11 protein-coding genes, 1 tRNA gene and 1 other RNA gene are annotated in these 12844 nt (G+C 61.0%); 5 read left to right on the top strand and 8 right to left on the bottom strand.

Annotation, left to right across the window (positions count from 1 at the left end):
- Positions 1-57 precede the first annotated feature (57 nt).
- From BH682_RS02070 to BH682_RS02060, 3 genes are read right to left on the bottom strand one after another with little or no spacing between them, the layout of a single operon-like run.
- Positions 58-1110, bottom strand: a complete 1053-nt coding sequence (locus BH682_RS02070) for a 3-keto-5-aminohexanoate cleavage protein (RefSeq protein WP_003943988.1) — start codon at positions 1108-1110, stop codon at positions 58-60.
- A 52-nt stretch (positions 1111-1162) separates the two neighbouring features.
- Complete coding sequence (locus BH682_RS02065; RefSeq protein ID WP_075831893.1) at positions 1163-2062, bottom strand: TauD/TfdA dioxygenase family protein; 900 nt, start codon at positions 2060-2062, stop codon at positions 1163-1165.
- Positions 2063-2092: 30 nt separating this feature from the next.
- Positions 2093-3067 carry a quinone oxidoreductase family protein gene (locus BH682_RS02060; protein ID WP_003943928.1) on the bottom strand — a complete coding sequence of 325 codons (975 nt, stop codon included), beginning with the start codon at positions 3065-3067 and terminating at the stop codon, positions 2093-2095.
- A gap of 200 nt (positions 3068-3267) precedes the next feature.
- Here BH682_RS02060 and BH682_RS02055 point away from each other — a divergent pair, with 200 nt between their 5' ends.
- On the top strand, positions 3268-4272 hold the full coding sequence (locus tag BH682_RS02055; RefSeq protein WP_007731570.1) for an AraC family transcriptional regulator: 1005 nt from the start codon (positions 3268-3270) through the stop codon (positions 4270-4272).
- Here the strand turns inward: BH682_RS02055 and BH682_RS02050 are convergent.
- Positions 4265-5311, bottom strand: a complete 1047-nt coding sequence (locus BH682_RS02050; RefSeq protein ID WP_082893095.1) for a YeiH family protein — start codon at positions 5309-5311, stop codon at positions 4265-4267. The two genes, BH682_RS02055 and BH682_RS02050, sit on opposite strands and share 8 nt — an antisense overlap.
- Positions 5312-5412: 101 nt before the next feature.
- Between BH682_RS02050 and BH682_RS02045 the strand changes: the two genes are divergently transcribed.
- A complete protein-coding gene (locus BH682_RS02045) occupies positions 5413-6321 on the top strand; it encodes a LysR family transcriptional regulator (RefSeq protein WP_003943906.1) in 909 nt (302 codons plus the stop codon).
- A gap of 7 nt (positions 6322-6328) precedes the next feature.
- On the opposite strand, the gene BH682_RS02040 is transcribed toward BH682_RS02045, so the two are convergent.
- The 4 genes from BH682_RS02040 to ffs all read right to left on the bottom strand — a co-directional run bounded on the left by BH682_RS02040 (position 6329) and on the right by ffs (position 9816).
- On the bottom strand, positions 6329-6910 hold the full coding sequence (locus BH682_RS02040; RefSeq protein WP_003943868.1) for an HhH-GPD-type base excision DNA repair protein: 582 nt from the start codon (positions 6908-6910) through the stop codon (positions 6329-6331).
- Positions 6911-6928: 18 nt separating this feature from the next.
- A complete protein-coding gene (locus BH682_RS02035; protein WP_075831891.1) occupies positions 6929-8284 on the bottom strand; it encodes a glycosyltransferase 87 family protein in 1356 nt (451 codons plus the stop codon).
- A 98-nt stretch (positions 8285-8382) separates the two neighbouring features.
- Positions 8383-9675, bottom strand: coding sequence for an aminotransferase class I/II-fold pyridoxal phosphate-dependent enzyme (locus tag BH682_RS02030; protein ID WP_003943985.1), 1293 nt, complete (start codon positions 9673-9675; stop codon positions 8383-8385).
- Positions 9676-9716: 41 nt separating this feature from the next.
- Positions 9717-9816: signal recognition particle sRNA small type (gene ffs, locus BH682_RS02025), an RNA gene on the bottom strand.
- A 136-nt stretch (positions 9817-9952) separates the two neighbouring features.
- Here ffs and BH682_RS02020 point away from each other — a divergent pair.
- From BH682_RS02020 to BH682_RS02005, 3 genes are all read left to right on the top strand, one after another.
- A tRNA-Ser gene (locus BH682_RS02020) sits at positions 9953-10040 on the top strand.
- Between the two features lie 532 nt (positions 10041-10572).
- A complete protein-coding gene (locus BH682_RS02015) occupies positions 10573-11664 on the top strand; it encodes a Fic family protein (RefSeq protein ID WP_223304519.1) in 1092 nt (363 codons plus the stop codon).
- Positions 11665-12018: 354 nt separating this feature from the next.
- Positions 12019-12837 carry a pentapeptide repeat-containing protein gene (locus BH682_RS02005; protein ID WP_042447733.1) on the top strand — a complete coding sequence of 273 codons (819 nt, stop codon included), beginning with the start codon at positions 12019-12021 and terminating at the stop codon, positions 12835-12837.
- The last annotated feature ends 7 nt before the right edge of the window (positions 12838-12844 follow it).

Here is a 12844-nt window from a genome sequence, read left to right as displayed (position 1 = left end):
GGGGTACGAACCGTCGCGGTTCGTACCCCCGGAACTGTTGTACGAGAGGGTGCGAACTCAGGCGTGCTGCGTGAATCCCAGCTGGCCGATCCGGCGGTTGGGCGCGTAACCCAGCTTCGCCAACGTCTCGTCGGTGTCGGCATACGTCTCACCGATCCGGTAGATGTCCCGAGCTTCCTTCGCCGTAGCCACCTCGCGGCCCAATTCGCCTGCAATGCGCACCAACTGCTCGATCTGCTGCACCGACGTCATCTTCTCGCCCTTGCGGCCCCAGATGGTGTCCTCGTTGCCGCAGCGAGCGTGCAAGCCCATCGCGATGGCCATCGTGTTCACCGGCAGGACGCTACGCATCAGCGTTTCCAGCGTCAGGCACGCACCGTCGGGAACACGCTGGACGAAGTTCATCATGTTGTACGGGTTGGGTCCGTCGAAGCCGCCGCCGATTGCGACCCACGTGAGGTTGACCGGACCCGTGTAGATGCCGCGTCGGATCAACCGCTCCACCGTTTCGAGCTGCGGAATACTGGACAACTGGAAATGCGGCTGGATTCCGGCGGCCTGCAACCGGCGCAGGTGCTCTGCCACCCACTCCGGACCGGCGGGCACAGTCATTTCCCGATACGTATCGGCCAATTCCGGACGCTGCATCGACGTACCCGCGATGTCGTCGTCGGTCATCAGTTCCATGATGTTCATCTGGCTGGTATTGATCGCGATCGTCACCTGATCGGGAGCCGGCTCCAATTCCGCCAGCATGTGACGCACGTCGTCGGACAACCACTTCGCATCGGCACCTTCCCCCTCCGGGGCAAACGAAATCGACCCGCCGACCTGCAGAATCATCTCGGGAACGGCCTCACGCAAGCGACCGAGAAGCTCGTTGAACTTCGACAGACGCTTCGAGCCCTTGCCGTCGAGTTCACGCACGTGGATGTGGAGAACTGTGGCACCGGCGTTGAAGCAGTCGACGGCTTGCTGGACGTGCTCGTCCATCGACAGAGGGAGGTCTTCTGCAAAATCGTCCGGCTCCCACTCCGGTCCGTAGGGAGCAACGGTGATGACAAGCTTGTCCTGGGTTTCGGGGAACAGTGAATCGTCGTGGAAATGCATAGCGTGACTCCGATCGAGTGAATGAATTTATCTTCGGGGCTGGGAAGAGAGATCAGAACGGTGCGTCGCCGATGATTCCGGCGCGCTCCATCTTTCGAACCGCGGGCCAGTAGTCCTGCACCGCGTAATGCTGTGTCGATCGGTTGTCCCAGATCGCGACGCTGTTTTCGGTCCAACGCCACCGAACCTGGTACTCGGGAATCTGAGCCTGGCTCGCCAGGTAAGTGAGCAGATTCCCGGCGCCGGGGGCGTAATCGATTCCATAGCGGACGTTCTCGGGCGTGTGATAGTTCACGAGGTGTGTGGCGAACGAATTGACGAAGAGAATCTTCTCGCCGGTCTCCGGATGTGTTCGTACCACGGGATGTTCGGCGTCGGGAAAGCGTTCCTTCAGCTGGTGCCGCTGTTCGATCGGCATCCGAGCGCCGAAGGTCGACTCGATACTGTGCCTGGCACGCAGATCCTTGATCTGCTCCTTGACCCGCGCCGGCAGATTCTCGTAGGCGAGTGTCATGTTCACCCAAATCGTGTCGCCGCCGACAGGAGGTGTTTCCACACAACGCAATACACATCCCATGGGCGGGTTAACGCGCCAGGTGGCGTCGCAGTGATATGCATTCTCGAAATGCTCCGGCGGGCTGTCCAGATCCTTGTAGATGCGGACCAGGCCCGGGTGGTCGGGGTCGCTGCCCAGAGCCGGATGATCCTCGAGTTCACCGAATCGCTGGGCAAGTTCTACGTGCTCGGCTTTGGAGAAGGTCTGGTCGCGAAAGAACAGAACCTTGTGTTCGAGCAACAATGCCTTGATTTCGGCGAAGAGTGCATCATCTCGCGCGACCTCGCCGAGATCCACCCCGGACAACTCTGCCCCGATCGAACAGGTCAATTTCTCGACGCGGATCGTATTCCTCGACGAGGGAAGGTTTTCTGTGAGCGTTGCGGTGTTGGTCATGACAATTCCTCTGGGAAGTGCTGTTTCGGTTCAGACGGAGAAGACGGAGGAACCGATACTGCGACCGGACTCCATGTCGTGGTGCGCACGCACCGCATCTTCGAGGGGGTACCGCTGGTTGATCTCGATCTTGATTCGCCCGGACTCGACGTGTGAGAACAGTTCGCCCGCCAGTTCGGCACGTTCTTCGGGATCCGCGATGTAATCGGCGAGAGCCGGACGTGTGAGGAAGAGTGATCCCTTGACTGCCAACTGCATTGCCTGAATCGGCGGAGTCGGTCCGGACGCCGTTCCGAAGCACACCAGCAGCCCCCGCCTGGCAAGGCAATCGAGAGAGATGTCGAACGTGGATTGCCCGATACTGTCGTAGACAACCGGCACGCCGACGCCCCCGGTGATCTCCTTGACACGCGCGACGACGTCCTCGCGGGTGTAGATGACGACTTCATCGCACCCGTGAGCTCGGGCAACGCTCGCCTTCTCGTCGCTCGACACCGTTCCGATCACTTTGATTCCCAACAGTTTTGCCCACTGGGTGAAGATCAGTCCAACCCCGCCCGCCGCAGCATGTAGCAACACGGTGTCTCCCGCTTTCAACGGGTAGATGCGACGCAGAAGGTAGGCGGCAGTCAGTCCTCGCATGGTCATGGCGGCCGCGGTGTCGAAGGCGATGCCGTCGGGTAGCGCGATCAGGTCGGACGACGCCATGATCCGCTCGGTGGCGTACGCACCCAGCGGACTGCCGGTGTAGGTCACACGGTCCCCCACTGCAAAATCGACTACTCCCTCGCCGATCTCTTCGACCACACCGGCGCCCTCGACGCCCATCCCGGCAGGCAATTGCGCAGGATAGAGGCCACTTCGAAAGTAGGTGTCGGCGAAGTTCAACCCCACCGCTTCATGACGAACCCGAACCTCTCCGGCGCCCGGTCGTCCTACCTCGATCTCTTCCCAACGCATGACGGACGGTGTGCCGATCTCGTGGAACCGAATGGCGTTTGCCATCAATGCTCTCCAATTCTGTGGGCGGGCTCGACTCGATTACGGTCGAGCTGTATTCGTACGCAACAACTTCCAGAAGTCGGTGCTCGGCTTCGTGGTCGTGCCGAACTGATGTGAACAAAACTATGTGAGATCCGGCTCACATGCTTAACTTGACGAGACACACAACACAACATTTCGGGACATCGAGTAAAGGGGGCCCTATGAAGCCACTCGCCCGCTACGCGTCACTGAACCGATACGTCGACCTGTGCCGAACAGTGGACGTGGACGCTGTGGCCCTCATGAGAAGTGTCGGCCTGAGCCCGGCAAGCCTGGCGAACCCCGACCAATGGGTACCGGCCGCCTCCATCGCATCGCTCCTGGAGCGATCGGCAGCGGAGTCCGGACACGAAGACTTCGGGCTTCTACTCGCCGGCCTGCGTCGACTGTCCAATCTCGGTCCCCTCAGCTTGGTCATCAGGGAAGAACCAGACGTCAGGAGCGCGCTCGACGTATTGATGCGATACGAGCACACGTACAACGAGTCATTACGCATTCGATTGAACGAGGTCAACGGACTCGCCACCCTGCGAATCTCGCTCGAGGTCGGCGAACCGGTCGACACCAGACAGAGCGTCGAACTCGCAGTCGGCGCGACGCTGCAGATCCTGCGAAGTTTCCTGGGTTCTCGATGGCAACCGGTCAGCGTGGGATTCACGCACAATGCCCCGAAAGACACGAGCACGCATCGGCGAATCCTCGGCGAGACGGTGGAATTCGATCACGAGTTCACCGGCATCGTTTTCTTCGCCGCCGACCTGGATGCGGCTAACCAACTTTCCGACGAGTTACTCCGGCCGTACGCTCGCCAGTTCCTCGACTCGCTTCCCGCCTCGGAAACCTCCGATACCCTCAGCCGCACCAAGGAATTGATCGAAGTTCTGCTTCCGACCGGCCGCTGCTCTGTCGAGCAGGTGGCACGCAGTCTCGGATTCGACCGGCGGACACTGCACCGTCATCTCGCCGAATCCGGAGATACGTTCACGGCCGTTCTCAATTCGGTTCGAAGCTCCCTCGCGGAACGATTTGTCTCCAACCCTCGCTATTCGTTGACCGAAGTGGCTGTGCACCTCGGGTTTTCGACGCAGGGTAGTTTCTCGCGCTGGTTTCGCACTCAGTTCTCGATGAGCCCGAGCGCGTGGCGGACTCAGCGCTCGATCAGCTGACCAGCACGACTCCGACGTAGGCGATCGTTGCCACCCACACAGTGGAAATCGCGGCCAGCACGAATGGCCGGGCGCCAACTCCACGAATGACGCTCAACCGCACCCCCAGCCCGAGTGCGAACATCGCGGCCGCCAACAGCGCCGTCTGCACCGTCTTCGCCAGCCCCAGAAGCTCATCCGGCAAGATGCCCGTGGAGCGCAAGCCCATGCAGCCGATGAATGCCACGACGAACAACGGAATCAGCGGGGGACGCTTGGCGGCAGTGCTGTCGACCATCCTGCGTTGCCGGATACTCAGAAATGCCATGACCGGCGCCAACATCAACACGCGCGCAAGTTTCACCACGGTCGCGACACCCAACGCGGTGGCGCCGAGAGCGCTGCCGGCAGCCACCACTTGCGCCACTTCGTGGATCGACCCACCGGCCCACAAGCCTGCACCGACCTCGTTCATACCGAAAGCGTTGGCCAACAGTGGGATTGTCGGAATCATCAGAGTTCCGAAGATCACCACCAACGCAACAGCGGTGAGCAACTCTTCCTCTCGCGCATTCACCACACCGTCCGCAGCAGCCACGGCGGCAGCGCCACAGATCGAGAAGCCGCAGGCAATCAGAATTCTCTGCGACCAACTCAATCCGAGAAGTTTTCCGGCATACATGGTCCCGGCGATACCGAGGAACACAATCGCCACCACAACGGCGATCACTCCCCAGCCCAAACCGACGATGTCGGAGAACATCAATTGCAGCCCGAGCAGAGCGATACCCACCCGAAGTAGCCGTTTCGCCGAGAATGCCAGGCCAGGTTGGAATTTCGCCGGCAAAGAGACGGTATTCGCCAACACCGCACCCGCCACGATCGCAATCAGCAACGGACTCACGGCGGAGGTGAACTGACCGGCTATCAGCGCGACCGTGGCCCCCAAGGCGCACAACGCAACTCCGGGCACCAATGCAGCCACACTGGACCACCGTCGTACTTCTGACGAAGGTGCGACTGCGGGTTTCTCGGCCACGGACTTCACATCACGGTTCACTCATCCAGCGTCCTTGAGCCACCATCGCTCCGGTAGGGCGATTTCTACCATCACGGCATATCAAATCGATATGAACGTGAAGTTCGGTATAGCCTGTTTGCATGACCAGACGGTGGCCCGACCTCACCACTCTCGAGCTACTCATCGGCATCGATGATCACGGAAGTCTCAGTGCGGCAAGCCGTTCAGCAAACATTGCGCAGCCGAATGCCAGCCGCGCCGTCAAAGCCCTCGAGCGGCAGCTCGGGATGCCACTCATACACCGAAGGTCGACGGGGGCGACTTTGACTCCGCAGGGGACCGTCATCGTCCACTGGGCGCGCCGCGTCCTCGCCAACTCGAGGCAGCTTCTCGACGTCGCCGAAGGGATGCGGACCGAACGATCCGCGGAATTGACCGTGTGTGCCAGCATGACCGTCGCCGAACATCTGATTCCGGCCTGGCTCGGTATCTTTCGGTCACTACATCCTGGTGTCACCGTCCACCTTCAGGTCTACAACTCGACCCGCGTCCTCGAGGCTGTCGAGGTGGGAATGTGCGACCTCGGATTCGTCGAGTCACCGACCGTTCCGAAGAGCCTGTCCAGCGTCACCGTCGCGCGTGACTCGCTGGTCGTGGTCGTTCATCCGGATCATCCATGGGCGCGTCGACGAAAGCCGCTGACCGTCGCCGAACTGGCAGCGACGCCGCTGCTGGTGCGCGAGCCCGGATCGGGAACCAGAACGACTCTCGACCTGGCGTTACACGAATACGAGCGCGGTGCACCGTTGTTGGAACTGGGTAGTTCGGCCGCGATTCGAACCAGCGTGCTCGGTGGCGTCGGCCCGGCGGTACTGAGCACGCTGGCCGTCGAGGACCAGGTGAAGCAGGGAGAACTTCGGGTCGTAGCCGTCGAAGGCTTGGAACTCGACCGATCCCTGCGTGCAGTGTGGCGCCCGCCGCGTCAGCTCGAGGGCCCCGCAGGCGACCTGATGAAAGTAGTGCGTGCCAGCGGGTCCCGGAAATCCTGAAAGCGGCTTACTTCTTGTCGGCCTTCGCTGCTGCCTTTGCGGCCTTCTTGAACTCGCGGACCTCGAGCAAAGACTGTTCGTCGACCACGTCTGCAATCGAGCGCCTCGAACCTTCGAGCCCGTAGTCGCCGGCCGCTTGGCGCCAACCTTTCGGCTCGACGCCGATCTGTTTTCCGAGCAACGCCAGGAAGATCCGGGCTTTCTGATCCCCGTAACCGGGTAGGGCTTTGAGCCGCTTCAGTACTTCCTTGCCGTCGGGATTTCCCGAAGTCCAGATCGCCGCGGTGTCGCCGTCGTAGTTCTCGACGATGAACTGGCACATGAGCTGGATACGCTCGCCCATCGACTTGGGGAATCGGTGCACAGCCGGAGGCTCGGCACAGACGGCGATGAACTCGTCGGTGTCCATGTCGGCGATACGCCTGACGTCGATACCGCTGAGCCGATCCGCCAGCTTCTTCGGACCGAGGAAGGCCGTTTCCATCGGAACCTGTTGATCGAGAAGCATTCCGATCAACAACGCCAACGGGTCCTCGGCGAGGAGAGCATCAGCTTCGGGGTCACCGACAAGGTTCAGTTGAAGTGCCATGAGTCCGATACTGCCACGTCAGACGGCAGTTGTGACCGGCGCCGACGCATCCGGGGCCGGAATCTTCCACTTCTTCCAGCCGAACAGAACCAACGTCCAGACCGCGGCAAGCGTGAAGACCCAGAGGTAGACGCCGACGGTCGGAATCCGCAGATACTCGGGCGGCACGAACATGAACAGGCCCATTCCGATGAAGCGATCCGTACCCGGAATGACCGACGGGTCCCACCAGGTGTGAGACCAGTTCAAGACCGGGAGCAGGAAAACGAACGGCGCCACCCACGCCCAGCGCTTCTTCGACACCATCGCGTAGTGCGCGGCGAGGACGACCAGCGGGACGAACCACACCCAGTGATGGCCCCACGAGAACGGCGAGACAGTGGTCGCAGTCAACCCCGTCATGGTGAGGCCGAGCAATTTCTGGCCGTGCCGGTGAGCAATCCTCGCGGCACCGAGTCCGAGGCATACCGCCAGCGCACTGAAGACTAGAACCAGGACCCGCGACGGCGTCGGAGTGTGAGTGAGCTGAGCGATCAGACCGGACACGGACTGGTTGCTCGGAGCATCCGTCGGTCCGACGCGTTCGCTGTCGACAAGAGTGCCGGTCCAGTACTTGTACGCATCGTTGTAGATCACGACGAAGCCGATCGCAACGGTCGCAGCGAACGTCACGACGGCCGTCACCAACGCACGCCATTGACGAGTGATGAAGAGGTACGCCCAGAAGAAGGCCGGAGTGAGCTTCACGCCGGCGGCGATGCCTGCCCCGATTCCTCGGAGCCGACTCTTCTCGTCCCGACCGAGGTCCCACACGATCAAGAGCAGCAGGAAGATGTTGATCTGCCCGAGCCAGAGCGTCGTACGTATCGGTTCCATGAACAGAAAGATCGTCGTCGCCAACGCACTCACGGCGTACGCCTTCACGTCGAGCCGATAACCGAGGTACTTCCAGCACAACAAGATCACTGCGAACAACGCAGCGATGTTCAAACCCGTCCACACAACAATCGCCTGTTTGAACGAGAGCACCGCCCACACCGTGAACAGCAAAGCCGCAAACGGGGTGTACGTGAACATCATTCCGTCCAGGACTGGCCCGTCGTACAACGGAAGGCCCTGAACCACAACGCTGCCGCCGTGGCGGTAGACGTCGAGATCGAGGAAATTTTCGAAGATCCCCCAGTACCGCGTATTCATCGGCACGGCGAAAAGAACCATCAGCACGGACGCGACTGCCAGAACACCGAGTACAGAGAATCCGAGAACACCGACACGGAGGGTGCGTCGCGGTATGTCAGCTTCGATGACCGACTCTGATTTCGCGGTGTGCGCCTCGAAAGAAGGCCCATCCGAAGCGTTGATCGCGCCCGTCACTACAACCTCCGGGATTTACACCCTATGTCGGGAATTGATGCTCCGAACGGTACAAGACGAGACCGAAAAGTACCGACCGGGCACGCCGCTTCGAGAACTCAGATCTCGGAGAGACGCGATTCGGTGGCTGCGAGCAGAACACACGTAGCCACGCCGTCCATGGCAACTTCGAGTTCAGCCTTGGACGGGAAGCTCGGGGCCAACCGGATGTTCCGGTCATCCGGATCCGTGCTGTACGGGAAAGCCGATCCGGCAGCGGTGAGCGCGATACCCGCGTTCTTCGCCAGTTCGATGACCCGCTTGGCCGTGCCGTCGACCACGTCGAGGCTGATGAAGTATCCGCCCTTCGGCTCGGTCCAAGACGCGACCTTCGATGCACCGAGACGATCCTCGAGGATCCGCAGTACGAGCTCGAACTTGGGCGCGAGGAACGCGCGATGCTTCTCCATGTGCGCACGAACGCCGTCGGCATTGCCGAAGAAACGCAGGTGGCGAAGCTGATTGACCTTGTCCGGTCCGATGCTCTTCTTGCCCAGGAACTTCTGGTACCAGGCAAGGTTTTCCGCCGAGCTACCGAAGAAGCTCACACCGGCGCCGGCGAAAGTGATCTTGGACGTCGACGCGAACACGAGCGGACGGTTGGGGTGTCCGGCCTCCGCTGCCATCGAGAGAATGTCGTAGGAAGGCGCAGTCTCGCCGACAAGCGGATGTACGGCGTACGCGTTGTCCCAGTACAGGCGGAAGTCGGGCGCGGCCGTCGGCATCGACGCGAGCGTACGGACAATTTCTTCGGAGTACACGGCACCGGTGGGGTTCGCGTAAACCGGAACCGCCCACATGCCCTTGATCTGCGGATCTGACGCAACAAGTTCGGCGATCTTGACGACATCCGGGCCGTCGTGGTTCATCGGCACCGCGATCATCTCGATGCCGAGGGACTCGGTGATCGCGAAGTGGCGGTCGTAGCCCGGTGCGGGGCAGAGAAACTTGATCTTCTCTTCCTGTGCCCACGGCCGGGCCGAATCCGGAGTGCCGTGGAGCAGTGAGAACACGACGTTGTCGTGCATGATCTCGAGGCTCGCGTTGTTTCCGGCGAGAAGGTTCGCAACGGGGATACCCAGCAGCTCGCCGAAGATGGCGCGCAGTTCCGGCAGACCGGTGAGTCCGCCGTAGTTACGGCAGTCGGTGCCGCTTCCGTCACGGAAATCACCGTCGCCGGGCAGCGTCAGCAGCTCTGCGGAAAGGTCGAGTTGTTCCGGGGAAGGCTTACCGCGGGTCAGATCGAGTGCGAGCTTCTGCGCCTGGAGCTGCGTGTACTTCGCGCTCTGGCTCTCATGCTCGGAGGTGAGTTCTTCATGGCTCATCAACCCGATCTGGGTTTGGATAGGCATCCGGAGCGGCCTTTCACCGACGAGGCGGGGTCGGGTATGTGAAAAAATAGAGGACCCCGCGCACCCGGCAGAGCCCGTTGACCCTTGCTGCCTTCCGGCCCTGGGGGAGTTCACAGGATGCGCGCCGCGCGGGATCCAATGAACAGTGTAGACGGCTTTCTCCGGCCGCTGCACACCACCTACCGGGGCCGAGATGCAAACCTCGAGTTCCACCGGTTCTTCGCAGGTCAGGTACCCGTTTAACGCTTCGCGCCCGCAATTGGGTATGCTGCTCCACGGAGGATTCGCCTAGTGGCCTATGGCGCTCGCCTGGAACGCGGGTTGGGTTAACGCCCTCAGGGGTTCAAATCCCCTATCCTCCGCCAAAGGAACCCCTGTGAACTGCTGAGAAGCGGTTCACAGGGGTTCTTTTCTGTCCTCATGCAACGAGTAATGCAACAGGGTCTCGGTTCAGCTCGATGTTCTGCGAGCTCAGACGGTCTGCCGACTCGTGGTGGTTTCGATCCCGCAGCGCGCCGAATCGGAATGCTGCTGCGTGATTTCGAGTGGCCCGCCGATGGCCCGAACCCGATTCGGGAAGCTATGGCCACATCTGCTCCTGCAGCCCGCGTTGGTCATGAAATGACACCCGCGCCGCAAGTCTTATTTATCCAGATCCCATTCTGGATAAGATAGGCATGGAAAGCAAGGCGGCAATATAGCGTGGATACAGGGAGAGACCAGATGGCGTACAGGACGTTGAAATCGATCTTTCACCAACGAGATCGTGCTGGTGCCGATGCTGAGGAGCGAGCGCGACGCGATTCTCCCGCCGCCGTCCACTGGGACCTACTGATCGGCGAACACTCGACGTTCGCACTGATGACACCCGAAGTCGCAGCGCTGATCGAACGGATCATGAGCTTCGAGCCGAAGATCCGGGCTGAGTGGAACGGGCTGCCGGCCCTCGCGCGCACCCACTACCTGCATCGCATGGTGATCGACGAGATCCAGGCAACGAACGAGATCGAACAGGTCCGCTCAACCCGGAAGGAGATCAGCGAGGCAATCGAGATGGTGTGGGCGGAGCAACCCCTCGCGAACAAGCGGTTCGCCGAGATGGCGCGGCTCTATCTCAATATCGGCAACGACCAGGCCGAGAGTCCGCAGACGCTCGACGACATCCGAGACGTCTACGACGCGGTAACTCGGGGCGAGATTCGCGACGAGGACGCCCCCGATGGGAAGCGGTTCCGGCAAGGGCCAGTATCGATCACGTCAGGAATCAAGGTCGTGCACACCGGTGTGGTACCCGAGTCAGCGATCGACGACGCGCTGACCCTCATGCTGAGCCAGGGGGGCGACGACTCGATTCCACGACTGATCAGGGCAGTGGTCGCGCACTTCATCTTCGAGTACACGCACCCGTTCTACGACGGCAACGGCCGAACCGGACGCTACCTTCTCGCGCTGGACCTTCGACAGGTGTTGGCTCCGTATGCGAGCCTGGCATTGTCGGCGACCGTCGCCGACAACAAGGATCGTTACTACAAAGCATTCTCTGACGCGGAGAATCCATTGAACCGCGGAGATCTGACGCCCTACCTGATCGATATGCTGGAGATCATCGCCGAGGCGCAACATCGACTGCTGCTCGACCTCTCCGAGAGGCGGCATAAGATCGACACACTCGAGGCGCGTATCCGCGTTCTGGTGGAGGATGAGGAATTTCCGCTGAACTTGGGACTCGATCGCGAGTCGACGCCGCCGGTTGATAGCAACCACATCGGCGCAGTCCTGTTCACCCTGGGTCAGGCCCACTGCTTCGAGGCGAACCGCGCCATCAAGTTGAACACCCTGGTCGAGGTGGTGGGTCGATCCAGCCAGTTCGCCCGCCCGCGACTTCAGCGCCTGGACGATGCCGGGATCATTGAGACGGTTACGAAGAGACCGCTGCGCTTCCGGCTCACGGCACGGGGGGTATCGCTCCTCGATCTGGATGGGGCGTGATTTTCGCCAGGTCGCAGATGGGCTAGGTGGCGATTGGGCGCACGATCGACGTTTCCATTCCCACTCGCGAATGGAGTGCAGTGGCCGCAACATTTGTGGTCTTCGTCGGCGCACTGGTTCTGCCGCCGGGTACCGCACGACGATTGGTTGCAGCGAGCTGGGCCGTCCACCCGATTTTCGACCTACTTCACGAGCGTGGTCCAGAATCACGTCTGCCGGATTGGTACCCCGCAATTGCGCGGGATACGACCTCGGAGCCGCTGGACTTCTTGCTGCCGAACCACGCAATTTCGTTTGACAGACTCACAAACCCGAGGACAGACTTTCCGTCCAACCCAACCATCGGGAGTACGCGTGATTGCCGGCCAGACCAATCTGCTCGCAGATTGCAGCAGTTGCTTCGGTCTGTGCTGCGTCGCACTCCCCTTTTCCAAGTCCTCCGACTTCGCGACCAACAAGAATGCCGGCGACCCCTGCAAGAACCTGCAGCAGGATTTCCGTTGCGGCATTCACACCGGATTGCGAAAGAAGGGCTTCACCGGTTGCACCGTCTACGACTGTTTCGGTGCGGGACAGAAGGTTTCACAGCAGACCTACGACGGCGTCAGCTGGCGTGATGCCCCGGAGACCGCGTCAGACATGTTCGAAACCTTCCCTGTCATACGCCAGTTGCACGAACTGCTCTGGTATCTCGCCGAAGCCCGCTCGCTGAAGCAAACCCACTCGATACGAAAGGAACTCGACGCTGCACTCGCAGAGACGGAAAGCCTGACCAACGGCACACCTTCGCAGATTCAAACCGTCGACGTCTCAGCACACCGAGCGGCAGTCAACACACTGCTCTTGCAGACGAGTAACCTTGTGCGCTCACCGATCTCAACCAAGAAGGGTCGAAAACTCGACCACCGCGGCGCAGACCTCATCGGCGCCAAATTTCGTGGTTCCGATCTACGTGGGGCCAACTTTCGCGGGAGTTACCTGATCGGTGCAGACCTCCGCGACTGCGAACTCGATCGAGCCGATCTGATCGGTGCAGACTTGCGCGGCACCGACATTCGCGGCGCAAAACTCCGCGGCAGTATCTTTCTCACGCAGTTCCAGATCAACGCGGCGATCGGCGATTCGGCTACCACGCTGCCCGATTCACTGACCCGCCCCAGCCACTGGGCCTGAACCCGAC

This window comes from Rhodococcus sp. YL-1 (assembly GCF_001942025.1).
Classification (GTDB): Bacteria; Actinomycetota; Actinomycetes; order Mycobacteriales; family Mycobacteriaceae; genus Rhodococcus_F; species Rhodococcus_F qingshengii.
This window is presented reverse-complemented; position numbering and strand designations above follow the sequence as displayed.